The sequence below is a fragment of the Gardnerella bretellae genome, assembly GCF_048545135.1.
Taxonomy (GTDB): Bacteria; Actinomycetota; Actinomycetes; order Actinomycetales; family Bifidobacteriaceae; genus Bifidobacterium; species Bifidobacterium greenwoodii.
In genome coordinates, this window is the sequence record NZ_JBKQXU010000003.1 from 23,107 (window position 1) to 47,414 (window position 24,308).

Below are 24,308 nucleotides of genomic sequence, written 5' to 3' on the forward strand. Positions count from 1 at the left end.
GGTTTATGATGGTGTATCAAGAGTCTTTTTTAAGGAGGATGAATGGCTGACGATTTGTATGGTACCAATCAGCAGGAATCCAATAACAATGTAAATACTGAGGCTATTGCACAGCAGCAAGGCCCACAGAACCCGCAAAATCAGCAGGACCAGCAAGGCACGCAAGCTCAGCAGGATTCGCAGAACACACAGCCGCAACAAAATTCGCAGCCGCGGACTGCTCAAAATGTTCAAGCTTATAGTCCTGCTCCAGAGTTCGGCGCATACGGACCTGTGAATAATAGTGGAACAGCAAGTCAGCCTAACACAAACCAGCCTAGCGCAAACCAGCCTAGCGCAAACCAGCCTAACTTAAATATGCCTAGCGCTAATGCGGCGCCTGCCTCATATGTTGGGCCGCAAAATCCTTATGCCCCTTCAGCAAATACTTCTAATGCGTTCGGAAATCCATACGAATCTAACGAAAATATTAACCACACAAATGGCGATTATGTTAATCAAAACGCGCAGCAAAATCTTCCTCCAGTGTTTAATAGCACAGATGAAGGAGACCACAGCGAAACAAGCGCAGTAAATAAGGGAGAAAAGTTTGTCAATCTTCAGGCAAATAACAATACTCCGCCTGTTATGATTGCTATTTTATCTGCAGTAATTTCAGCAATAGTTTGTGTTGTTGTAATGACTTTCGTAGTTTCGCAAGGCCTTATTGCAATTCCACAAGGAAGCTCCTTAGAAAGCGTCGGTTCAAAAGCATCTGGCCCTGGAACCGCAATAGTTAAAGGCGCACAATCTCCTGATTGGCGTGGCGTAGCTCGTCAAGTTTCTGGCTCCGTAATTTCTATTCAAACGCGCCTAGCCAAGGGAATGGGCAAAGGTTCAGGCGTAATAATTGATTCTAAAGGATACGCAGTTACGAATAATCACGTAATTGCAGACGCAAAACAAATTCAAGTTACGCTTTCTAACGGCCAAATATATTCTGCAACTTTAGTTGGAGCAGATAAAACAACAGATTTGGCTGTTCTTAAGCTTGATAATCCGCCAAAAAATTTGAAAACTGCACAATTTGCAAATTCGGATTTGCTTGCGGTTGGTGAAGCAGTTATGGCTATTGGCAACCCGCTAGGCTATGACGACACTGCTACAACAGGTATTGTTTCAGCATTAAATCGTCCAGTATCTGTTATGGACGATCAAAGCCGTTCAGAAATCGTAACTAATGCTGTGCAAATTGATGCCGCTATTAATCCAGGAAATTCTGGCGGACCGACCTTTAATGCAGCAGGCCAAATTATTGGCATAAACTCTTCTATTGCAGCCACCTCTACTCAAGGCGGAACAGCAGGCTCGATTGGTATTGGTTTTGCAATACCAGCAAACTTGGTGAAGCGAGTAGTTTCAGAAATTATTAAAAATGGTTCTGTTAAGCACGTTGCTTTGGGAATTATGATTAAAAGTGTTGCCGTGGAATCAAATGGTATTACTCGCGGCGGCGCTCAAATTGTTTCTGTAAATCAAGGAACTCCGGCAGCTAAGGCAGGACTTAAAGCTGGAGACACCATTGTGGCGTTTGACGATAAACCTGTTGCTAATAATTACGCTCTACTTGGGTACGTTCGAGCAACAGCGTTTAATAATAAGGCTACACTTACTGTAGTTCGCGGCGGAAACACTCTTAAATTGACTGTTACGTTCAACCAAGAAGAAGCTGCTGTTAGCGGAATGAATCGTAAAGAAAAGACGCTGAAGAATAATAAAAAGAACTCTCGAAATCGTGGTAGTAAATCCGATGACGATGACGACGATGATTTACAGCAGCGTGACGATAGTGACGGAGATGACGGCGGCATCTTTGATCCGTTCGGATTCTGGTAAATTAAATAACGCCTGCAAATATTTAAGGCCATAATAAGTACGCCCCAACAGTAAGATGCATCTTGCGATTATCTTGCAATTGGGGCGTATTTATTTATTTCTTCACACTACTTTTGCGCTCGTATACAGTTACTGTTCCTTCGGAAACATTCGATTTGAAAGAGGATTTAGTTTTAGCAATAACATGCGCCGTGTAATGCTCAATATTGTAGTCCAATGCAACAAAGTAGTACCACGGTTCGCTTGATTCGGTTACAAAGAATTGAGGTTCTTTTTTAGCCTTGCAAGCTGATATTTCATCCCACGCTTGAGACTCAGAAGGACGTTCATTAGTAATAAACGAACTGTTTTTATAACTGCAATCAATAAGATTCTTCGCAAAATAAGGGTTTGCTGTAATAAGCTGCCAAGAATACTGGTGTACATCCTCGAATTCTGGGGAAATAGTATTACCGTTACTATCTAATTTTTCTTCTTTATGAAGCCAAGATGTTACGAAACGCTTATTTTCTGCGTGATTTCGCTGAATGAATTGAGCAAGAGCGCGAGAACCTGAGTAGTCGAATCGAATATCATTAACGCAAGCAAATATATTCCAAATCAAACTTGGCGCTAGCAAAATAACAATAATAGATTGAGTAAATGCACACTTATTACTTAACTTATTTGCAAGCTTAATATCAAAATTAAGCGGCTTATTAGCAACACACATCCACAGTTGCGCAATAAAGAATACGAATACGATTCCTGCATGATGCAAAGTAAAATATTGCGTTGCAATAATAGCAAAAGTCAAATAAGGAAGAATAAGGGATACCAACATTTTCCTACGCTTTGCAATACAAATAGCGAAAGCCCAAATCAGTATTGAAATAAGAACGCAAATAATAGTTGGCAATATTCCTAAAGACATTCTTCTCAAAGAGACATCTCCAGCGAATGCTGTAAACATGCTTTCTGACGGAACTACGAAAATAAAATACAGAAATTGAATAAGATGAGAATTTCCGCTAAAAGTTGCGCGGGAACCAAATGCGTTAGCAGCAGGCCAAATGCAGGCAATGCTTGCAAAACCAACAAAAGCAAGCAAAATCCATCCAAGCAAACGATTTATGTTAGAAAATATTTCGCAAACAGCATTCTTAATTCCAGCTATCTGTACACTTCGCACAACCCAAGCCAAGGCAAAACCTGCAGCAATAGCAATTCCATAAGCGCTAATCGCACACATTAACACAAGACTTAGCACAAGTTTCCAAGTATTAGATGGCTTAGAATCCGCATATTTCCAATAATGTGCAACCATTAGCAAAGAAACGCATAGCAATGCGTAAGGGCGTGCAGTAACGCCGTATTGGAAGCAAATAAAATAAGTAAATGGCAGAAGCGCAATAGTAAGGCGATTGAAAGGAGCGCGGAAAATCAGCCATCCTCCTAGAAGAGCAGCGCACAAAAACTGCACACCTTTAAGACCAATTTCGTACGGAACACCTGTTTTTGCAGGGATTGAAAGAAGAAGTGTCCAAAGTGGCGGATGCCCTTCGTAATGCGGACGAAGAGTTAACAAATCAGCAAACGAAGAATCGCGTGCAATAAGCCAACTCTGCGCTTCGTCAAACCACGGCTCGTGAAAACACATAACAATAGCAACAACCACAAGATACGCTGATAGCGTAAGCGCGCGAAAGTGCTTAGCGAGCCATATGGTTTTAGACGATTGATTTGCAGTCGTATTATTGTTCATAACTTCCTTCATTTTGCAAACAAAATCACGCCCGCACTTTGGCGAGCGTGACATAACAGAATAATTTATAAATATTTGTGAATCTAATTTATAGAATCCATTTTTCAGAATCTAATTTTAATTTTGTTTTGCAGCAGCCAAACGACGAGCGTTAGCCACAGCATACAAGCTGATTCCAGCCGCAACCGAGGCGTTAAGTGACTCAACTGCGTTAGAAATTGGGATTCCAGCAATAGCATCACAAACTTCACGAGTTAGTCTGCTCATGCCCTTACCTTCAGAGCCAAGAACCACAACCAGCGGATCAGTTTCAAAGCCAGTTTCACCAACGAGCTTATCGCCGCCGCCATCAAGACCAATCGCATACCAGCCGCGCTCGCGCAAACCTTGAATAGCCTTATTCAAATTAACAACTCGAGCAACTGGCAAATGAGCTGCAGCACCAGCAGAAACTTTCCAAGCGGCAGCAGTTACGGAAGCACTTCTACGCTCAGGCAAAATCACGCCGTTAGCTCCGAATGCTGCAGCAGAACGAATAACAGCACCCAAATTTTGCGGATCCGTCACACCATCTAAAGCAATAAACAACGGACGAGCATTAATTCGAGCAGCAGCAGAATCAGCAGCTTCCATTGCGCGAGACTTCTTTTCTGCACGTTCAACCAATTCCTGCAAAGCGTAATACTGGTAAGGCTGCACTTTCAAAATAATGCCCTGATGGTTGCTAGAACGCGCAATTCTATCCATTTCCAAACGGTCAGCTTCCAGCAGACGCAAGCCCTTAACTCCAGCAAGTTTTACAATTTCGCGAGTGCGATCATCATGTTCGATTCGGCTTGCAACGTACAACTGTAAACTTGGAACTCCAACTCTAAGAGCCTCAAGAACAGCATTACGGCCAATAACCAACTCATCCGAATCAGAGGCAAACTTATCCACCCTTCGCCTTGCAGCTAAACGCGGGTCAGCGAAAGTGCGCTTTATAGCAGCTTTCTTAGCGAAATAAGCCTTATGATATACGCGATCTTCAGCCTTTGGCGTAGGCCCTTTGCCTCGCAATGCATTGCGATGTTTTCCACCCGACCCCTTGGTCGGTCCTTTTTTCGTAGTCATACCTCTATTCTCACATGCCCCCGAGGCATTGAGTTTGCAATAAGCAGCATTAACTTTTAATAAATATCAATAAATTTTATTAATTTTACATACTTCTTTTTAGGTTCGCGCACTTATTGGCGCGTTATATGACATAATAGAACGGTACTTATTTATTGCAGGAAGCTTTTAGAAAAGTGCGAATAACTGCTTTTTAAAAGTGACGCAATATTCCACAACCGCGCAATAGTTACAGTGCTGAACGTACAAAATAGCGTTCGCGTTGCGATTATTGACTACTCCGCGGCGCTCCCAAGGGGGAAAACATGGTTGATCACACTCTTGATCAATCCAAACGCAAGGCCTCTGATGCCAATCAGGATCCTTCATTGCAAAACGTTCAACAAGTGTCACAAGCTTTAAACGTAGACGTAACTTGCGGCTTAAGTTCCGAAGAAGCATCTAAACGACTTGCACAATTCGGTCCGAACGCGCTTGCTGCATCCGAAAAAACGCCTGCATGGAAGCGATTCCTTGAACAGTTCAAAGATCCACTTGTTTACTTGCTGATTGCAGCTACTATTATTTCTGCGATTGCTTGGTTCGTGGAGAGAGCACAGCATAAAGGTAACAGCGGTGGAGAAGTTCTACCGTTTGATTCCATTGTTATTATCATAATTTTGATTGCAAATGCTGTTCTTGGATTTATTCAAGAGGCACGCGCGGAAGAAGCGGTTGAGGCTTTATCCAGGATGAGCGCTCCGCAAACTTCGGTTTTGCGAGATGGACACGTTATACGCATCGATACTACCGAGGTAGTTCCTGGCGATATTCTTGTTCTTGGCGAGGGCGATGCTGTTTCTGCGGACGGCCGTTTAATTGCTGCAGCATCTTTGCGTGTTGCTGAAGCAAGTCTTACGGGCGAATCGGTTGCTGTAAGCAAGCGTCCCGATACTTTGCAATCCGCAAAAGCTTTGGGCGACCGCACAAACATGGTTTTCAACGGAACTGCTGTTACGCAAGGAACTGGTCGCGCTATTGTAACTTCAACCGGCATGAGCACGCAGGTTGGAAAAATTGCGGATATGCTTTCCAAGTCGGACGAAGAATCCACTCCTCTTGAGCGCGAAATGGTAAGAGTTTCTAAGGTTCTTGGTATTGCTGTATGCATTATTGCGGCTGTTGTTCTTGCCTCAATGTGGCTGTTAGAAGGCTTCCATAGTATTCAGGATATTATTGATTCGCTTCTTCTTTCTGTTTCTCTTGCTGTTGCTGCAGTCCCAGAAGGCTTAGCTGCTATTTTGACTGTTGTACTTGCTCTTGGCGTGCAGCGCATGGTTAAGCATCATGCGGTTGTAAAAAAACTTTCATCTGTGGAAACACTTGGTTCTGCTTCTGTTATTTGCTCCGATAAAACAGGCACATTAACTCGCAACGAAATGACCGTTGAGCGCGTAATTACTCCTAGTGGAGAAGTGCAGCTTACCGGTAGCGGCTACAAGCCTGAAGGTCGAATGGTGCTGCTTGATTCTGCAGATGCGGATCTTGCTGTCCCGCAAAATCTTGCTACAGAAGTATTAGGAGCTTTAGGTTCCGGCTATTTGGCTAACGATGGCGATCTTCATTACGACGAATCTACTAAAAATTGGCAGCCAGTTGGAGATCCTACAGAAGTGTCTATTGTTGCTGCAGCGCGTAAAACAAAGGCAGATAAGCGTTACGCTCACTTAACTCGCGTTGCTGAAGTTCCGTTTACTTCTGAACGCAAACGCATGTCTGTAGTTGTAAAAGATGGTTCAGATTCTGGAAATCTTATTGTTTGCGCTAAAGGCGCTCCAGATGTGCTTCTTTCTTACTGCACTCGAATTGCAGTAGCTGGTGCTGTACGTCCGCTTACCGACGGCGATCGTGAAGATATTTTGGCAACTGTTGAGCGCCTTTCGGGGGAAGCTTACCGAACTCTTGGAATGGCGTACCGTCCGCTTGGCGTTGATAGTCTGGCGAAAGTTGACGGCATGGTTTCTAATGCTGCCGGCCAGATTGCTGACGTTGCTGAGCAAAGTGACGTTTTGGAATCTGATTTAATTTGGAACGGCATGGTTGGAATTATTGACCCGCCTCGCATTGAAGTTCGAGACAGCGTTGCTCAAGCTCACCGAGCTGGAATCCGCACTGTTATGATTACCGGCGACCATCCTCTTACGGCTACGCGCATTGCTCGAGATCTTGGAATTATTGGAAAAGATAAGCATGCGCTTACAGGCGACGAACTTGACGAGTTGCTCTCACGCGACGACGACAATATTGCTTTTGATGAAGCTATCAGTAAAACTAGCGTGTACGCGCGAGTAGCTCCTGAGCACAAACTTGCTATTGTTTCTTCATTGCAACGTCAAGGAAATATTGTTGCTATGACAGGCGACGGCGTAAACGACGCTCCAGCCGTAAAGTCTGCCGATATTGGCGTTGCAATGGGCATTACTGGTACAGAAGTAACTAAAGAGTCCGCCAAGATGATTTTGGCTGACGATAATTTCTCTACAATTGTTGCAGCAGTGCGCGAAGGACGTGGAATTTTCGACAATATTCGTAAATTCTTGCGATACTTGCTCAGTTCTAACGTTGGTGAAGTTTGCACCGTTTTCGGCGGTGTTGTTTTTGCTGGAGCGCTAGGCATCACGCAGCCTAATTCCGTAGGTGTTACGCTTCCACTTCTTGCAACTCAGCTTTTGTGGATTAATCTGCTTACGGACGCAGCTCCTGCCCTTGCTATGGGAGTTGATCCGCAAACTGACGATGTAATGGATAGAAAGCCTCGAAAACTTACAGATAGCGTTATCGACCGACGAATGTGGGGAGATATTGTATTTATCGGCATAATTATGGCTGCTATTACGTTAATTGGAATGGATATGCATTTGGCAGGAGGCTTATTTACTGACCGTTCTGTTGGCATTATGAGCCACGCTGCACAAATGACTCACGCTCGCACAATGGGATTCACAATTCTTGTGTTTGCGCAAATGCTTAACGCACTAGCTTCTCGTTCCGATTCACAAAGCGTATTTGTAGGTTTGTTTGCAAACCGTTGGCTTTGGGGCGCTATTGCAGTTTCTGTGCTTCTACAGCTGGCAGTAATTTACATACCGTTCTTGAACGAACCATTTGGAACTGTTCCTTTGAGCTTAAATGAATGGTTTGAGTGCCTTGGCCTTTCAATGGTTGTACTTATTGCTTCGGAGTTAAGAAAGTGCGTGTTACGTTTCATCGCAAAGCGCAAGGCTCAAAAAGCTTTAACTGTGGTTGCTTAAAAGCAAGCAAGCACAGACCGCGGCACGCGCTACAATTATCAGTATTGTAATTTTCGCGCAAAATAGCAGTAAATATTTCGTGCGAACAATGAAGTTACTGATGTATAAGCTTTATTGCAAGGAGATTTGACGTCATGCTGTTGTCTGATCACGACATTCTCAAAGCTCATGATGAGGGCCATATTGATTTGACCCCATGGACCCCAGAAATGGTACAGCCTGCGTCAATTGACGTGCGCCTCGACCGTTTTTTCCGCTTATTTAACAACCATGCTTACACGTATGTTGATCCTGCAGAAAATCAGGGTGAGCTTACTGAGCAGTTTGAGGTTGCTCCTAATGAGCCTTGGATTTTGCATCCTGGTGAGTTTGCTCTAGGAGCTACATGGGAGTATGTAAAGCTTGACGCAACTATTGCTGCACGCTTGGAAGGCAAGAGCTCGCTTGGACGTCTTGGTATTTTGACACATTCCACCGCTGGCTTTATTGATCCAGGTTTCGAAGGTCATATTACTTTGGAACTTTCTAACGTGAGTACTTTGCCGGTTAAGCTTTGGCCGGGTATGAAGATTGGTCAAATGTGCTTCTTCCAGTTAAGCTCACCATGCGAGAATCCGTATGGTTCAGCTGTTAACGGCTCGCACTATCAGGGTCAGCGCGGTCCAACTCCGTCGCGTTCGTATGAGCATTTCTACCGTGCTGATTTAAGCTAGCAATGCTTTTATGGCATGATTTTTGCAAAAATCGTAAAAATTCAGAAGAAAAGTATAATATTCACAGAGAATTTTCAGGTTGTATTACTGTACTGCTCAGAATAGTATGGTTTTATAATAGTGTCGAACAAAACGACAGGTGCATGGCACCTAGAATTTATTCTTTTCTTCTCTCCTTTATTTCCCCGGCGCACAGGCGCCGGGGTTAAATTTTTTTCGCAACATAAATTACTTCTCTCCCAGCAGGAGTTAAGATCTGTTTTGCGAGCTGCGGATAAGATAGTCAAATGCAGATAATGCAGCATTTGCGCCCGTTCCATACGCTGTAACAATCTGCTTATACGGTTCGTCCGAACAATCTCCAGCTGCAAAAATACCTGGAATATCAGTGCAACCAGCGCGATTTGTAATAATTTCTCCTCTATTATTTAGAGGAATCTGATTTGCGAGCCAGCGAGTATTTGGAGCCAAACCAATCTGCACAAATACGCCGTCCGCTTCAATAACATGCTCTTTAGATTCGGAATTATTCGCACTATTTCTATCTATATATTTAACCGCCGTAACTTTAGTGCTATTGCCTTCAACTTTGCTTACAGCAGCACTCGTAATAATTTCAGTATTTGGCAAATTATGCAAAGTATTTAGTAATACTTGATCCGCTTTAAGAGTATCCATAAATTCGACTACAGTAACGTGCTTTGCAATACCAGCTAAATCAATCGCTGCTTCTACTCCAGAATTTCCGCCACCAACAACGACAACATTCTTATCTTTAAAAAGTGGACCGTCGCAATGAGGGCAGAACGATACGCCTCTATTCCTATACTCATCTTCTCCAGGAACGCCTAATGTACGCCAAGTTGCGCCAGTTGCAATAATCACTGCACGCGCTTTCAAAGATCCGCCAGAACGAGCATGAATTGTATGTAACCCATATGGTTCATTAGATAAATCGAGCGAGTCTGCCCAATCAGGAGTAAATACGTCAATATCGTATTGCGAAATATGTTTAGTTAAATCTGCTGCTAGTTGAGCGCCAGTAGTATGCGTTTGCGAAATATGATTTTCAATACTTTCGGTTTCTACAACCTGCCCGCCACGATGATCCATAATCATAGCCGTGCGCAAGCCTTTACGAGCAGTGTAAATTGCGGCAGCAGAAGCAGCAGGGCCACCGCCCACAAGAACAATATCGTATGGGTCTTGCGCGTTCATTTTTTCTGCGAGCGCAACATTTGCCGCAGAAACACTATTATTCCCATCAGATTTTTCGTTAGACGCAAGTATTGCCACCAGTTCGTCTATTCCTGCTCGTCCGGAGGAAATAAGTTTGCCATCTTCAAACACTGCCGGCACGCTCATTATGCCAAGGCGCTCCACTTCTTCTCTAAAAGCGCTACCTTCTACCGCGGTATGCTGAATTTTAGGGTTAATAATAGAAATGGTATTAAGTGATTGCACAACTTCTGGGCAATTTAAGCAAGTTACCGACATGTAAGTTGTTACATTGTGTGGACCAAGTTTAAGTATTGCTTCGCGCTGCTCATCACTAATTTTTGGCGCATAGCCGCTTACTTGTAGAAGCGCTAATACTAAAGAACTGAATTCGTGTCCTAAAGGCAATCCTGCAAAACTAACCGATACAGTAGATTCTCCATTTGCTGAATTATCTAGTTTTCTGCGCAATTCAAAGCTTGGCTTACGCTTTGAATTGTTGGTTTCATTATTATTTACTTCAACAATACTGATTTTGTTGCTTTGTTGAGATACTTCTTCTAACAATGCTCTAACTTTTTGAGATGTTTCAGAATTGTCAACGTAAGAAACGATTTCTATTTTAGATACCATCTTTTTTAGTAATTCTGAAAGCTGAGCAGTTAATGACGCATTCAACAAAGACATAATCTACTTCCTTCGGTAACTTTAGCCACAAGCAAAAATAAGTTAAATGCGTAGGAAACTATGAACGTAGCCCCCTACGCATTGCGAAAATTCTTTAAAAAGATTCTTTAATATTTAATTGCAAAAATCAGATTTTGCCGACCAAATCGATAGAAGGCTCCAAGGTTTCTTCACCCTGCTCCCATTTTGCTGGGCAAACTTCGCCTGGGTGCGCTGCAATATACTGCGCTGCCTTAACTTTACGAAGCAGCTCGTCGGCATTACGGCCAATGCCATCAGCTGTCATTTCGAAGAATTGAATCATACCTTGCGGGTCAACTAGGAAAGTTGCGCGGTGAGCTAAACCTGATTCTTGATTCCAAGCATCAAAATTACGCGAAAGAGCTCCGGAAGGATCTCCCAACATTGTGTACTTTACTTTTGCAATTGCTTCAGAATCGTCATGCCATGCTTTGTGCACAAAATGTGTATCCGTAGAAACTGAGTAAACTTCAACACCTAGCTTTTGCAATTCTTCATAGTGGTTTGCAAGATCTTCCAACTCAGTAGGGCATACGAATGAAAAATCCGCTGGGTAGAAGAAGAAAATAGCCCACTTGCCGAGTACGTCAGCATCGCTTACTTCAACAAATTCACCATTCTTATAACCATTTACTTTGAATGGAAGAATATGCGTGTTCATTAAACTCATACTATGCTCCTCAATATGTTTAATTGTGCTTTCTAAGCGAAACTATCAATACTGATTATAGGCAATAAATAGTGTTGCTTCCATAGTTAAAATGTATTCTATATCACTAATTAGGGTATTTGACAGCATTGTTTAACAGAATATATAGTAGAAAGTCTTGTTTTTAGTTGCATAAGACTATAAGCATGCATATTGATTTATTAAGCAAGATACGCGTATACCGTATAATGTACTTGAAATAACGCACTAAAACAGATAAAGGATTAGCGCAAACATGAAAAGCAACGCTAGCATTTTCAAAACCATAAGCGGCATAATAGTAGCTTTCGGCTTACTTTCTACAAGTTTTATTGGTTTACCATTAGCTACAACTACAGCTGCATTGGCAACTGAAAATAGCACTACTGCTAGCGAACCAGTGCATACTCCTTTGACTGCACAAACTGCTCACGACATTTCAACTGGCAGAATTCGTTTGGAAAATAATCAGATTGACTCATTGCTATATCACAAGCCCGAGCTAGATCCAAACGCAGATAGCGATGACGACGGTCTTAAGAACAGCGAAGAGCTTTACACTTACGTAAAAAACGGACGCACATATTACGGATACAATTCACATCCGCTTATTAAGGACACCGACGGCGATGGATTAAACGACAAAGACGATAAAAATCCTCGCAGGTGGGATATTAGCCCTCGCGACATGGCGCTGTTTATGGAACTTGTGTATAGAAAAGACGAGTACGTCAAAGAAGTACTTGACTACTCAAGACCACTCACTAAAATTCACAAAGATCGCAACGAATATAAGCTTATGCATAACGAGCTTGCGCCATTCTGGAAAGTCAAAGAAACATACCACTTTGGAAGCGGATTTGATGCTATTCTTTTTGAAAATGTAAATCCTGCATATCCATTTATTGAACAAAACGGCGTGCAAGTTCTTGGAATCCGAGGAACTGAAAGCGGCGGAGATTTTACTAATGACATTAAACTAGCAATGGGATCAAACCCGAGCCAAGCTTTAGATGTAAACAATGTGATGGATAAAATCAATAGAGAAAAACTTGCTACTAATTTATATATAACAGGGCATTCTCTCGGAGGTTATTTATCTCAACGTGCTTTAATTTACGCTAAACAAAAAAATTACCAATGGATTACAAAGGCCTATACTTTTAACGCTCCAAAGATTAAAGGAAATCTATTCAACAAATGGCTTTGGGAAACATCTGATTTTGGCGATAAATTAACAAAAGAAGGTTATGCTGTTCACTACAAAGTGGATAACGATAAAGTAATAGGACCAATAGGAAACCTTAACGGCGCAATAAGCATAGGAAAATCTGGAGAAGGTCACGGATCTCGTAGTTACTTTGAGCCTAGAATGGATAGTTTCAAAGGATTCACAGTTGGCGAACGCAATAAAATTGAGGGAATCGGTCGCAAAATTGATGCACTTGACGGATTAGTTAATGAACCAGTTATTAAAACTGACGAACAATCTTTCGAGCCTAAAATTAAAAACATAGACATTTTTGAAAACGATAAGTTACCAAAAGTAACAGATTATCTTCTTAACGCATCTGACAGACCGCAAGGATCTACTATTACAGATATTACAGATAAAACCGCTATTGATACTTCTAAAAGCGGAAAATACGAAGGTAAAATATTACTTACATTATCTGATAATTCAGTAAAAACTATTATAGTTCCAATAATTATTCATAAGCGATTGGCTAATATCGAGGAACTTCCAAACGTTACGGTAGTAGAAGGTAAGAAAGTAGAAGTCAAAAAAGATACTACGATTCCTGCTGATTTCGACTTTAAGCCGTATTTGCAAGGTTTACCAGAAAACAGCACAGTAAAAGTTGTAGAACAACCAAATACAACAAACATTGGTGAAGCAACATTTAAAGTAGAAGTAACTTTTGCGAGTGGCGCAAAACGGAAGGTAATTCTTAAAGCTCACGTTGTAAAAATAATTCCGGCAACACCATTAAAACCAGCGAAGAAAACCATTCCTTGGACCAAGCTAACGCCAGCAACTCCAGTTACACCAACGCCTGCGCCTGCGCCAACGCCAGTACCGCCTGCACCACCAGTGCCGCCAACACCAACTCCGGTACCGCCTGCTCCAACACCTGTACCTCCAGCGCCTCCTGCTCCATCGCCTGTACCGCCAACCCCACAGCCACAGCCACAGCCACAGCCACAGCCTGAGAATCCACAACCACAGCCTGAGCACCCTGCAAACCCAACTCCAAACCCACAGCATAATGAAAACAATCATCCTGCTGAACCTGAAAATCCTACAAATCATAACAAGACCAATCAGAGTGCGGGAACTACAACAATACCGTCAGCTCCAGCAAGTGTTAATAAACTTAAAACCGAGCTTGCAAACACTCTAAAAGCCGGCGAACACAACATTGTTTACGCAGGTAAAAGTAACAAAATTACGGTTACTTTAAATGCTCGCGCAGACTTTCTGAACAAACTTAATAAAGAAAAGCAAGTAAAAGCCTACGCATACATTTATTCAAATCCTCGTCTTCTAAATGGACAATATGGAACCGAATACGTAACGGTTCATTTCAGTGCAGATGGAAAACCATCTTTCGACGCTGTTATTCCTAAAGAATATGTGGGAAATCACACTATTGTGCTGATTGATGAGCAAGGCAATCAAGTTGCTTGGACGAACGTTTTAGTAAAGAGGGATGACACTTCACAAAATTCTTCCACAGGTGAAACTGGTATTCCACAAACACAAAACACACAAAATGTGCAAAATACTATCGAAAACAAATTAACTTCAACCGCAAGCACGGAAGCAACTGCCAACGCAAACAAGAACGTAATCACGCAGAAAGAAGCGAGCAAGCCAACCACAAGCAGCCATCCTCTTGCGAATACTGGAATCCAAACAATTCCAGCGCTTATTAGCATCGCAGTAACGCTATTTGCAAGCTTCGTTGTTGTTTTAAGCATGAGAAAAGCAAATCGAATTAAATACTAGATAGTAAAAGAACTTGTCGAAGAGCGGATGACGGGAGTCGAACCCGCCTCTGAAGCTTGGGAAGCTTCCATTCTACCGATGAACTACATCCGCATGTTGCAAACAAAATTATTGCATGCAACTTTTTAAGACTAGCATGTGCTATTGAGTATGCAAATACTTAAACTTACTTAGCGCTAAATAATTACATAAACAGAGCACTTGCTGTTTGATTGCGGCAGGCAAGACCGCAAATCAACAACCACAAATCAACAACCGCAGATTAACAATCTAAGGCAATAGCTATAAGATCCGCAGATGATACTACTTTCTTTCGAGCGCGCTGCTCTTTAGCACCAGCTTCACGCTCATACTCATCTACTCGTTTCCAGCCGGCGTAATCGATGGCTTTCACGCCTCGAGATTTAAGCAGCTCATCTATGGACTTTTCGTTACGATCCTCTGCAATCAGCCCGGATTTTGCTAAATCTTCAAGCATGCGATCAACAATAAGAAGCGCGTCAGATTTAGTAGAACCAATTAAACCAACAGGTCCTCTTTTAGCCCAGCCGGTAGCGTACAAGCGTTCGCGCACCTCACCATTTTCCGAAGAAGTTACGATTCTGCCGTCATTATTTGCAAGCAACGTGCGCTTTTCGTCGTAAGCAATGCCTGCAACCTCAGCAGGATGGTAGCCAATCGCATGATACACGGCTTGCACAGCGTAATCTTCAAATTCACCTGTGCGAGACATTGTGCCATCCGCGCTTGTTACAGTTCGCTCAACTCGTATTGCTTTCACACGCCCATCTTCGCCAAGAATTTCTACAGGAGCCGAGTTGAAATGAATAACGTAACGTCGGTTAGCAGGATTGCCCTCAAAATCAACGTTCCCACCATCTTCCATGTCTTCTGCCATGTCTCGAATAGCGAAAAGTTCCTCAACCATTTGGCGCGTGAGCTTATCGTTACCAGCAACTTCTATCGTTTCATCGTCTAGCTCAAAATCGTCCTCGTTAATAACAATTTGCACTCCGGCTAACTTTTCCATTTCGCGCAATTCTTGCACGGAGAATTTCGCATGAGCTACGCCTCGGCGAATAAATAAATGCAAGGTTTGAGTTTGATTTTTCTGCAATCCTTCGTACACATCATCTGGAATATCCGTATGCGCGCGCAAATAATCAGAATCTCGCAAAAGCTCACGAGCAACATCCATTGCCACATTTCCGCCGCCAATAACAGCTACTTCCTTGGCTTCAAGCGGCCACGTGCGCTTGCTAGTTGGGTATCCGTCGTACCATTCTACGAATTTTGCAGCTCCGTACACTCCGTCTAAATCAGCACCTGGAACCCGCAATGGCCTATCTTCCACAGCTCCTGTAGCAAACAGCACTGCATCGTAGCGCGCAAGCAAATCTTCTAAAGTAATATCTTTACCAAATTCAACATTCGCATAAAGATGAATATTTGGATTATCAAGAGTTTTTTCAAGCGCATCGGCAATAAATTTAATACTTGGATGATCCGGAGCCACACCATAACGCACTAAGCCGAAAGGCACAGGCAATTTTTCAAAAAGATCAATGCGAGCGCTTGTGCCGAGTCCTAATTCTTCGCCACGTTTAGCAAGCTGACGCAAGAAAATATCGGAAGAATACACTCCAGCAGGTCCTGCACCAATTACTGCAATTCTAACTTCAGGAACATGCACTTTAGAAATCTCAGAGGCCTGAGATGTTTCTGGTGCAACATTTTCTATTAAATTATTTTTTTTCATTATTATCCCCATATTGAACTATACAATACGGCACTTTTGCCGTTTTTGCGCGCATTATGCGCGGACTTCAAGCACAGATTTCCTTCAAGTGCTTTCATAATTAGACTAGCGCATTGCTAAGTCTTACAAAATGCTTACGTTAAAAAGCTTAGATTAAAACGCTTTATTTAATCTTTTCACGCGAGCGCAAAGCAGTTAACGCCCAAGTAATTGAAATAACGTCAATAATTTCCTGCATCATTGCGCCAATAACCGCTGGAATGAAACCAAAAGCAGCTAAAATCATGCTTACAATAGCCAAACCTATTCCAAGCAAAACTGACTGTATCATAACTCGTTTTGTATGCTTTGCAACGCTTACAGCATTAGCAACTGACGCAATATTGTTGTTCATAATAACTACTTGCGCGCACTCCGATGCTGCAGTATCTGTGCCATCCGTTACAGCCACACCAATGTCTGCAGCTGCAAGAACTGGAGCATCATTTACTCCGTCACCAACCATCATGGTTACGGTTGAATCTTTCTTATTTTTGACTGCATTGTAATTGTGCTTTTTTACATACGCTAATTTATCTTGCGGAAGCAAATCTGCATGCACAGAATCAATACCAACGCTTTTGCCAATGGTTGTTGCAGCTTGTAAACCGTCACCAGTAAGCATTGCTATTGTTCTAACACCCAAAGCGCGCAACAAAGCAATAGTTGATTTCGCGTTATTTCGCGGCACGTCTTTTAATACGATTCTTCCTACCAGCACGCCGTCAAAAGACACGTAGGTTGCCATTTCGTCTGCTGCAAGAGATTTACCTATAGTTTGATTTGTGTTTTGCTCTGTAACATACTCGTGTCTGCCTACACGCACTAAAATGCCATCCACAACGCCCTGAATACCCTGGCCTGCAGCTTCTTTAACACTGTGTACTACAGGGTATTCTCTAACGCTAGGAAGTTGCGGAACCGACGATGGGTGAGCATTTTCCCACAGCTTTGCTCCCGCTTTAGCAATACCGCCTGCAAGTATGTGCTGAGAATAAGTTTCTAGAACGCCCGCAAGCATTACAATACGATCAGCTTTCTGCGTAGTATCGATTACATCTACATTTACTACTTGCGGCTGTTTAACCGTCAACGTGCCAGTTTTGTCAAAAAATACGTCTGTTACACGACTTAATTGCTCAAGCACATCCTGACTTTTAACAACAATTCCAAGTTTTGCTAAACGCCCAGTACCAGCCATGCAAGCAACTGGAACTGCAATAAGCAGAGGACATGGGGTTGCTAAAACCAATACTTGCGCAAATCGCAATGCGTCGCCAGAAAAGCTCCAAGCAAAGCCGGCTATTGCAAACGAAATTATTGTAAACGGCACAGATAGCATGTCTGCAAATCTAACTACTGCAGCTTTAGAAGACCTAGCAGACTCAACAAGCTGCATGATTTTCTGATACTGCGAGTTTTTAGACAGCTTGGTTACGCGCATAATAAGCACAACGCCGCCGTTTACGCAGCCAGAAAGCACCGAAGCTCCCGCATAGACTTCTCTAGGAACAGATTCTCCGTTAATAGCACTTGTGTCTAAAATTGCAGAACCGCTTAGCAGCTCACCGTCAACTGGAACAGTTTCGCCAGGAAGCACAATAATTACGTTTCCAACTTTTAAATCATCGACTGCAACTGTAGCGTAACGCTGCAAATTTGAGGAGATTTCACCGTCTGCAGATGCTTGCAAAAATGGGCAATTATTTCGTTTACAGTTGAAATTTTGCAAGTTATTATTTTCGCAATTACTTTCGCAACTTTGCTCGCTACTATTAGATTGCTTAGAATTAGCGGCATCTACTTTTCTAAATTCAGCATGCTGGCACAAAACACACGAGCTAGGCTTGCACTGATTTTCACTCAAACATGGCGGTTCGTAGGATTCATCATTTGCTTGATTATGATTCATTCCATGCTCAATACCTGGCAAAGTCATAAGATGAGCAGTTTTTGGAGCTGCACTTACTAAAAGAGATAGATTGCGCTGAGCTTTCATATGCGCAAAATCTTCAATTGCCTCTCCCGTCCAAACCATTACAACAATAAGATAACTTGCCCAGAACTCACCAATAAAAAGCGTTGCAAGCAATGCAACAAAAGCTAGCAAATCAATACCTAAAGTTCCGCGCAATAAATTTTTAATCATGTTACGCAAAGAAACAAGGCTGGTATATAAAACGAGAATAACGATAATAGTTTTGCCAACACTAAGACTTATGGAAATATCGAAATCAAGATTTAAGAAATCAAAAATTCGTTGCGTGAAGTTAGCAATGCGCTCACAGAAAGTAGTTAATATAGGCAAATTATACGAGTACAAAGCCGCAATAAACGGAAAAGCAAGAATTACGACTGTTAATTGTGGTGCACGACGGCAATATGCTAAAAGTTTACGCATACACTTTCCTTACGCTGATCAGGTTAACTACGCTTAAAACGCTGCTAACACACGATTTCACGCCTTGTTAACCCACTGAGCGCAACTTAAATAGTGCACTCAATACACGGCGTAAAGATTTATATTTAATTTATATTTAGTAATCATACCAATAGGCCTTGATGAGAAACATTCTCATGTAAATATTATGCTTCCAAAAAGCACCGTAATAAGTTCCAATAAAAAAAATCGCAATAAAGCTCTACATAAACTCATCATTTGTCGATACACAAATTCGCCAACAAATGATAATTTTATATAGTAAGTTAAGTGTTAAAGAAATTCAAAGGGATTGTTATGAATAAGTATATAATCACTAAGATTCAGAAGATTGTTTTTCGTTTAATAACATTATTATTGGCAATAGTGATAAGTTTTATAATGTCTGTTCAGAGTAGTTCTTATGCATCCGCAGATGAACCTTATACTACATTGAAAAATACCGTCGGTGAAACTCGTCATGCCAATTTACTGTGCGTATTATTCCCATATTTTAAGATATGCAAGAAGAAATAATGTTGACAAGACCGCTTGAGTACATACATAATCTCATAAAACCGCGTACAAATGATTATAAAATAACATATTTATTATTTGCTGTTGTTATTACAATTTTTGAATTTTTGCTTCAATCTATTTCTACTCCACACAATAGCATGGTATATTTTATATCAATATTATCAGGAATAGTGCTTGCTATAGCTCCTTGGATTGGGCGTTTAGGAGATTTCTTTTATATTTTATTGTTTGTTTTTATCGATATATTTTATTGTTCTAAATCATGTTATTTGCCTTTGTTTGGAGTATTTCTCATTGCTGTAGTCTGGATTATCTGCAAGCACTCATTTAAAGCAATTTTGTTACTAATTAGCATATCTATATTAGAAACAACTATAAGTGAAAATTCAGTAGAACGTATAGTAAGTGAAGTTATTTTGATTACAATTGTTATGGGTGTTGGTTTTAGTTTTAGAGTATTAACTGATAGGGAAAATACGTATATAAAAAAGCTTGCTATTTTGCGTCAAGAGTCTGCCTCTGCAGAAGCTTCAATTCGTAAAGAGTTGGCCATTCATCTACACGATACAATTGCAAAGGATCTTGCTCGACTATCTATATTATCTCAAAATCTAGCAGCTACACATCCAGACCTTGCTGATGAAGTCGAACCTCTTATTACTATTCCTCAAGACGCTTCGAATTATTTACGTCACATGATTATGCGTTTAAACATACAATCTACCAATCCAAGCTTAATTAGAGCAATTAAAGAATCTACAGCTATGCTGCGATCACGTGATATAACACTGCATTCTGATGTAATTACGAATATTGATAATCAACTTCCTCGTAACACTATTATTACCACATCTTTGTTTATACGTGAGGCTGCAACTAACGTGTTGAAATATGGGCAGAGTGGTTCAAAAGCAGAATTATATATTGATCTTGATGAGTCTGAAGTGTCTTTAATGATGAGCAATCAGATTGGGGATAATTTAATACAAAATAAATTTACTGGTGGGTTTGGGCTAGTGAATTTACAGTCACAGATTGAAAATGAAGGCGGGCGAATGAGTTTTGTTTCTACTGGGAAACAATGGATTATTAATGCTACCATGCCCATAGCAGAAATAAGTAAGGGGAATTAATGAGTGAAAATATTCGAATTTTGATTGCTGATGATGATCAGATTATTCGTGAAGGACTTGCTAATTTGCTAAAACTGCAAAATGGTTTAACTGTGGTTGATGCTGTGAAAAATGGTCTTGAAGTATTGCGCGTATTAGAAAAACAGACTATAGATGTTGTTCTACTTGATTTAGATATGCCAATACTAGACGGTATTAGCACTCTGAAAGAAATTAAGCGACTTTACCCAGAAATAGTAATAGTTGTTCTTACTTCTTTTACCAATGAAATCTCACTTGCAGAATCTCTTGAAAATCACGTGAATGGGTTCCTTACTAAGGATATTTCATCCTCTGAACTAGCTCAGTTAATTAAGCAATCATATGATGGGAAGAAAGTATTTGGGTCTCGTCCTACTCAAATACTCACTGAAACATATCTTGCCAGCAAGAAAAATTTGACAGAGTACGAGCATTTTCATAGAAAAATAAACCAATTGCCAGATTATTTACGAGCTGTGTTTGATTTACTCATACAGGCATTACCTAACAAAATAATTGCAAAGGAATTAGGTCTTTCTGAAACAACTGTACGAGCTTATGTTTCAGAATTGTTTGTTGCCACTGGATACACCAACAGAGGAGAGCTTACTATAACAGCCATTAAAGCCGGATACTGATAAATAAAGCGATTATAACTTCAAACAATTACTAATTGTAATATTTGAATTATTAAATTAATAAGTTTATGCTTCATATCTTTTTAAAATTTAGGATTATAGGCCGATTTATTTGCCATAGATTCGGCCTATAACCCTAAATTTACTGTTTTTTAGTGAGAAGAGTTCTTACAATTTTGAAAAGCATAAATAATAGACGTAATGTGATATATGTTGCTACGAATGTTGCAAGCCAAATCATAATATTTTGAATATTCCAACCTTGACCTTTAACGAATGAAGCTACTAATAAAGAAACTACGCCAGCAGAAATATCAGCAATATTTTGTTTTATCTTATACATCATTTCTACATCTTTCCAGCTAATTTGAGAGCCTGTTGCACTGCCCAGGTTAGTGCACGTGATACTACAGGTTTTGTTGCATTAAACGCCCATTTCAAGGGACCCCAACCAACGCATCCAGTAGCAAATGACCATATTAAATCATCTGCTTTTCCAATCTTGTTACCACGCAAAGCATTTACTACTTGATCAAGAGCTGCTCCTGATAATCCACGTGAAACGCAAGCTGCAATAATTGGAACAGCTGCTGCAACAACTGCAGGCAACGCTCTAGTTTCATACTTTTTTGTTAAAGGTTTGGAAGAAAATTCAATGTATTCCTGTTGTTTAACTAAATCATTTGGATATAACTCTGACGCAGTAAGTTTAATATTTTTAATGTCAGTGATATTATCAAATTTCTCCAATTCCACTGTAAGCGCATCGGCAAATCTTTGCTCTTCTGAAGTTAGTTCGTAACCACTGTAATAACAAGTGGTCGTTTCACGTGATGCTATTATTGACTGTGATTTGTTATAGTTGTTTGTTTCTTCACCTATTGCAATTCCGACACAGCTAAAACTTATTGCCAGTGTTGTTGCAGCAGATATAAGAGTATTTAAAGCTTTCATTTATCTAAACCTTCCGTATTAACAATATATTGTGTATAGTTCCACAGCAAAATATATGCAGTAATCTCTGGGAAGAGATTCAACTATTTAAACATTTTTATATTTTTTACAACACTGACAAATATCAGGGTGTCACCCTAATTTTATTAGGGGTAATCAGTAAAAAATTGGGTTATTCCCCAAAAATTGAATGGGCACGTGACAAGAGAGAAATTGATAAACAAAAGGTTCTGGTTGAAAAATCAACCAGAACCTTGCTTGTGGAGCTAAGGAGACTCGAACTCCTGACCCTCTGCTTGCAAAGCAGATGCGCTACCAGCTGCGCCATAGCCCCATTTGAAAGAATGTAACCATTCTATCGTGGGCCCGGGAGGACTTGAACCTCCGACCTCATCCTTATCAGGGATGCGCTCTAACCACCTGAGCTACGGGCCCAACTTGTATGCCTAAAACATACAAGTAGTTACATTAGCACAGACACAGAAAATGTCAAACCGCAACACGCCATAAAAAGAAAACGGCATGTTGCGGCTTGAATCAAAAAAATCAAACAGAGGTTAATTAATCAAGATGACTGCGCATAAACCACTGGAACTTTTCCAGCTGCTGCACGTGATCCTGAATAATGTTAGAGCTCACAATGTCAAGATTGTCAAGCTCCGCAATAGCTTTGCGATCGTCTGCAATCATATCGTTGTAATACTCAATAAGAGCCTGCAAATATTCTTTAGTTGACTTGCGACCAGTTAGAGCAAAACGCTTCCATGTGCGAGCTGCAACAACATCATCTGCGCGTCCAAGTGGAGAGCCACCCAAAGTTGCAATTCGCTCAGCAGTTTCATCCGCCTGCGCCAAAACTTCAGCAACCTGCGGATCAAGCATTTCGTGCACAGCAATAAAATCTGAGCCAGTAACATTCCAGTGAGCATGTTTAAGTACCAAAGCAGCCTCCTGCTCGTGGCTTAAACGATTCTGCAAAACAGCAACAGCCTTTTCACTGGCCGCCTCGTCGAGACCTGGCAAAATATGCAATAAGGCCATATTTATCCTTCCTTAGATTTTTTATTACTATTACATTCTACTGCTACGGCTTAAATTATGCGCGGCGACGCACTTCAAGAGTAGCAATACGTCGACCATCAACCGCAGTTACAGTCATATCGTAGCCGTCTGCATCGTGCAAAACAGCTCCAACGCTTCCCATAGAACCAGTATGCGCTAAGAAATAGCCTGCAACAGTTTCATAAGGTCCATCTTCAAGCTCAATGCCTGTAATGTCAGCAAAATCTTCAATGGTCATACCACCATCAATTTTTGCAACACCATTTACAAAAGCAGTTGTTTTATTCACATTATTTTGCTCAGATTCTTCAGGCAGATCATACTCGTCGCGAATATCTCCAACAAGCTCCTCTGTCATATCTTCAAGAGTTACAATTCCGTCAGTTCCGCCGTATTCGTCAATAACAATAGCCAAGTGGATTCCGCGCTTTCGAAGCAGCTCTAGGCTTGGCAAAAGCTTTGAAGTTCCAGGAAGACTAATTCCTTCGCGAGTTACATCTGCAACAGTTTTTGCGTTAGGATCTCTAACATCCAACAAATCGCGCACATGCACAAAACCAATAACGTCGTCAAAATCCTTGCCAATAACCGGATATCTGGAATACGGAAGCTCACGAATTTTTGCAGCTGCTTCTTCAAGACTTAACGAGCCGTCCAGAAATTCCACGTCAGCACGCGGGCGCATCACTTCAGCAACAATTGTTTCCGAAGCATCAAACACGTCATCCAAAATATTGCGCTCATCCTGACTTAAACGCTTATTGCTATTAACAAGCACGCGCAATTCTTCGTCAGAAACTTCGCTTTCTTTTTCATTAGGATCAAATCCAAGCAAACGCACAAAACCGTTAGTATTCTTACCAATAAGCCAAATAAGCGGCTTGCAAATTTTCGAGAAAATATCTACCGCCGGCACAACCGCTCGCGCAATCTGCTCAGAACGCTGCATTGCAATACGCTTCGGCACTAATTCAGAAATTACAATAGAACAATACGAAATAATAAGAGTTAAGAAAATAGTGGTAAGCGGGCCTGCAACATGCTTAGGCACTCCCCATGAGCACACAACAGGCACAACGTAAGGAGCTAACGCAGATTCGCCGAAGGATGCAGAAAGAAAACCAGAAAGCGTTACGCCAATTTGCAGTGCAGATAGAAAAGTATTAGGGTCTCGCGCAATTTTCGCAACTCTAGCCCCACGAGCATCCTGAAGCTCCATGCGATCAATTTGCGAACTTCTCAAGCTCACTAAAGCTAATTCGGTTGCCGCAAATACGGAACCAAATAGCAAAAAAATCATAATGAGTAGAATATTAAAACCAATCGCCATACTTGTTATCTTAGTTTACTTCTATGCGATATCAACAATTCTTTAATAGAA

At 41.3% G+C, this 24,308-nt stretch carries 16 protein-coding genes and 3 tRNA genes; 6 read left to right on the forward strand and 13 right to left on the reverse strand.

Going from position 1 to position 24,308, the window contains the following annotated elements; all coding sequences use genetic code 11:
- Window positions 1–42: 42 nt before the first annotated feature.
- Window positions 43–1,875 (forward strand): S1C family serine protease, encoded by a 1,833-nt coding sequence (locus tag ACJV7B_RS02810; protein ID WP_419388932.1) that lies wholly within the window; start codon window positions 43–45, stop codon window positions 1,873–1,875.
- A 94-nt stretch (window positions 1,876–1,969) separates the two neighbouring features.
- On the opposite strand, the gene ACJV7B_RS02815 is transcribed toward ACJV7B_RS02810, so the two are convergent.
- Window positions 1,970–3,631, reverse strand: a complete 1,662-nt coding sequence (locus ACJV7B_RS02815) for an ABC transporter ATP-binding protein (protein ID WP_419389018.1) — start codon at window positions 3,629–3,631, stop codon at window positions 1,970–1,972.
- Between the two features lie 105 nt (window positions 3,632–3,736).
- Window positions 3,737–4,732 carry a 23S rRNA (guanosine(2251)-2'-O)-methyltransferase RlmB gene (gene rlmB / locus ACJV7B_RS02820; protein WP_410314753.1) on the reverse strand — a complete coding sequence of 332 codons (996 nt, stop codon included), beginning with the start codon at window positions 4,730–4,732 and terminating at the stop codon, window positions 3,737–3,739.
- A 305-nt stretch (window positions 4,733–5,037) separates the two neighbouring features.
- Between rlmB and ACJV7B_RS02825 the strand changes: the two genes are divergently transcribed.
- Both ACJV7B_RS02825 and dcd read left to right on the forward strand, forming a co-directional pair.
- Entirely contained in the window at window positions 5,038–8,022 is a 2,985-nt protein-coding gene (locus tag ACJV7B_RS02825; protein ID WP_419388933.1) for a cation-translocating P-type ATPase, read from the forward strand.
- Between the two features lie 134 nt (window positions 8,023–8,156).
- Window positions 8,157–8,735: a dCTP deaminase gene (dcd, locus tag ACJV7B_RS02830; RefSeq protein ID WP_047923663.1), complete on the forward strand. Its 579-nt coding sequence runs from the start codon at window positions 8,157–8,159 to the stop codon at window positions 8,733–8,735.
- Window positions 8,736–8,984: 249 nt separating this feature from the next.
- Here dcd and ahpF read toward each other — a convergent pair whose 3' ends face one another.
- The gene (ahpF, locus tag ACJV7B_RS02835) at window positions 8,985–10,640 is read right to left on the reverse strand and encodes an alkyl hydroperoxide reductase subunit F (protein WP_375169211.1); all 1,656 of its coding nucleotides are present in this window, start codon (window positions 10,638–10,640) and stop codon (window positions 8,985–8,987) included.
- Between the two features lie 127 nt (window positions 10,641–10,767).
- On the reverse strand, window positions 10,768–11,331 hold the full coding sequence (gene ahpC, locus ACJV7B_RS02840; protein ID WP_004133847.1) for an alkyl hydroperoxide reductase subunit C: 564 nt from the start codon (window positions 11,329–11,331) through the stop codon (window positions 10,768–10,770).
- Between the two features lie 274 nt (window positions 11,332–11,605).
- On the opposite strand from ahpC, the gene ACJV7B_RS02845 reads away from it, so the two are divergent.
- The gene (locus ACJV7B_RS02845) at window positions 11,606–14,362 is read left to right on the forward strand and encodes a Rib/alpha-like domain-containing protein (RefSeq protein WP_419388934.1); all 2,757 of its coding nucleotides are present in this window, start codon (window positions 11,606–11,608) and stop codon (window positions 14,360–14,362) included.
- Window positions 14,363–14,384: 22 nt separating this feature from the next.
- On the opposite strand, the gene ACJV7B_RS02850 is transcribed toward ACJV7B_RS02845, so the two are convergent.
- The 3 genes from ACJV7B_RS02850 to ACJV7B_RS02860 form a co-directional block, all read right to left on the reverse strand.
- Window positions 14,385–14,455 (reverse strand) — tRNA-Gly (locus ACJV7B_RS02850).
- A gap of 169 nt (window positions 14,456–14,624) precedes the next feature.
- Complete coding sequence (locus tag ACJV7B_RS02855) at window positions 14,625–16,121, reverse strand: FAD-dependent oxidoreductase (RefSeq protein ID WP_116794487.1); 1,497 nt, start codon at window positions 16,119–16,121, stop codon at window positions 14,625–14,627.
- Between the two features lie 163 nt (window positions 16,122–16,284).
- Entirely contained in the window at window positions 16,285–18,561 is a 2,277-nt protein-coding gene (locus ACJV7B_RS02860) for a heavy metal translocating P-type ATPase (protein ID WP_419388935.1), read from the reverse strand.
- Between the two features lie 554 nt (window positions 18,562–19,115).
- Between ACJV7B_RS02860 and ACJV7B_RS02865 the strand changes: the two genes are divergently transcribed.
- On the forward strand, window positions 19,116–20,252 hold the full coding sequence (locus ACJV7B_RS02865) for a sensor histidine kinase (protein ID WP_419388936.1): 1,137 nt from the start codon (window positions 19,116–19,118) through the stop codon (window positions 20,250–20,252).
- Window positions 20,252–20,911 carry a response regulator transcription factor gene (locus tag ACJV7B_RS02870; protein WP_004109469.1) on the forward strand — a complete coding sequence of 220 codons (660 nt, stop codon included), beginning with the start codon at window positions 20,252–20,254 and terminating at the stop codon, window positions 20,909–20,911. Before ACJV7B_RS02865 ends, ACJV7B_RS02870 begins: the two co-directional genes overlap by 1 nt.
- A gap of 142 nt (window positions 20,912–21,053) precedes the next feature.
- On the opposite strand, the gene ACJV7B_RS02875 is transcribed toward ACJV7B_RS02870, so the two are convergent.
- From ACJV7B_RS02875 to ACJV7B_RS02900, 6 genes are all read right to left on the reverse strand, one after another.
- Window positions 21,054–21,257: a hypothetical protein gene (locus ACJV7B_RS02875; protein WP_116794490.1), complete on the reverse strand. Its 204-nt coding sequence runs from the start codon at window positions 21,255–21,257 to the stop codon at window positions 21,054–21,056.
- A gap of 2 nt (window positions 21,258–21,259) precedes the next feature.
- Window positions 21,260–21,865 carry a hypothetical protein gene (locus tag ACJV7B_RS02880; RefSeq protein ID WP_116794491.1) on the reverse strand — a complete coding sequence of 202 codons (606 nt, stop codon included), beginning with the start codon at window positions 21,863–21,865 and terminating at the stop codon, window positions 21,260–21,262.
- 261 nt (window positions 21,866–22,126) lie between these two features.
- Window positions 22,127–22,199: transfer RNA gene (locus ACJV7B_RS02885), tRNA-Ala, on the reverse strand.
- Between the two features lie 27 nt (window positions 22,200–22,226).
- A tRNA-Ile gene (locus tag ACJV7B_RS02890) sits at window positions 22,227–22,300 on the reverse strand.
- Between the two features lie 126 nt (window positions 22,301–22,426).
- Window positions 22,427–22,906 (reverse strand): Dps family protein, encoded by a 480-nt coding sequence (locus ACJV7B_RS02895; RefSeq protein WP_116794492.1) that lies wholly within the window; start codon window positions 22,904–22,906, stop codon window positions 22,427–22,429.
- A 55-nt stretch (window positions 22,907–22,961) separates the two neighbouring features.
- Window positions 22,962–24,257 carry a hemolysin family protein gene (locus ACJV7B_RS02900; RefSeq protein WP_004136666.1) on the reverse strand — a complete coding sequence of 432 codons (1,296 nt, stop codon included), beginning with the start codon at window positions 24,255–24,257 and terminating at the stop codon, window positions 22,962–22,964.
- Window positions 24,258–24,308: the final 51 nt, after the last annotated feature.

What these genes read in the sequence shown, in the direction of transcription:
- ACJV7B_RS02860 (WP_419388935.1), bottom strand. Translation starts at nt 18,561, where the DNA reads ATGCGTAAACTTTTAGCATATTGCCGTCGTGCACCACAATTAACAGTC.
- ACJV7B_RS02810 (WP_419388932.1), top strand. Translation starts at nt 43, where the DNA reads ATGGCTGACGATTTGTATGGTACCAATCAGCAGGAATCCAATAACAAT.
- ACJV7B_RS02880 (WP_116794491.1), bottom strand. Translation starts at nt 21,865, where the DNA reads ATGAAAGCTTTAAATACTCTTATATCTGCTGCAACAACACTGGCAATA.
- ACJV7B_RS02875 (WP_116794490.1), bottom strand. Translation starts at nt 21,257, where the DNA reads ATGATGTATAAGATAAAACAAAATATTGCTGATATTTCTGCTGGCGTA.
- ahpF (WP_375169211.1), bottom strand. Translation starts at nt 10,640, where the DNA reads ATGTCTTTGTTGAATGCGTCATTAACTGCTCAGCTTTCAGAATTACTA.
- ACJV7B_RS02855 (WP_116794487.1), bottom strand. Translation starts at nt 16,121, where the DNA reads ATGAAAAAAAATAATTTAATAGAAAATGTTGCACCAGAAACATCTCAG.
- ACJV7B_RS02900 (WP_004136666.1), bottom strand. Translation starts at nt 24,257, where the DNA reads ATGGCGATTGGTTTTAATATTCTACTCATTATGATTTTTTTGCTATTT.
- ACJV7B_RS02815 (WP_419389018.1), bottom strand. Translation starts at nt 3,631, where the DNA reads ATGAAGGAAGTTATGAACAATAATACGACTGCAAATCAATCGTCTAAA.
- ACJV7B_RS02825 (WP_419388933.1), top strand. Translation starts at nt 5,038, where the DNA reads ATGGTTGATCACACTCTTGATCAATCCAAACGCAAGGCCTCTGATGCC.
- rlmB (WP_410314753.1), bottom strand. Translation starts at nt 4,732, where the DNA reads ATGACTACGAAAAAAGGACCGACCAAGGGGTCGGGTGGAAAACATCGC.
- ACJV7B_RS02845 (WP_419388934.1), top strand. Translation starts at nt 11,606, where the DNA reads ATGAAAAGCAACGCTAGCATTTTCAAAACCATAAGCGGCATAATAGTA.
- ACJV7B_RS02865 (WP_419388936.1), top strand. Translation starts at nt 19,116, where the DNA reads ATGTTGACAAGACCGCTTGAGTACATACATAATCTCATAAAACCGCGT.
- ACJV7B_RS02870 (WP_004109469.1), top strand. Translation starts at nt 20,252, where the DNA reads ATGAGTGAAAATATTCGAATTTTGATTGCTGATGATGATCAGATTATT.
- ahpC (WP_004133847.1), bottom strand. Translation starts at nt 11,331, where the DNA reads ATGAGTTTAATGAACACGCATATTCTTCCATTCAAAGTAAATGGTTAT.
- dcd (WP_047923663.1), top strand. Translation starts at nt 8,157, where the DNA reads ATGCTGTTGTCTGATCACGACATTCTCAAAGCTCATGATGAGGGCCAT.
- ACJV7B_RS02895 (WP_116794492.1), bottom strand. Translation starts at nt 22,906, where the DNA reads ATGGCCTTATTGCATATTTTGCCAGGTCTCGACGAGGCGGCCAGTGAA.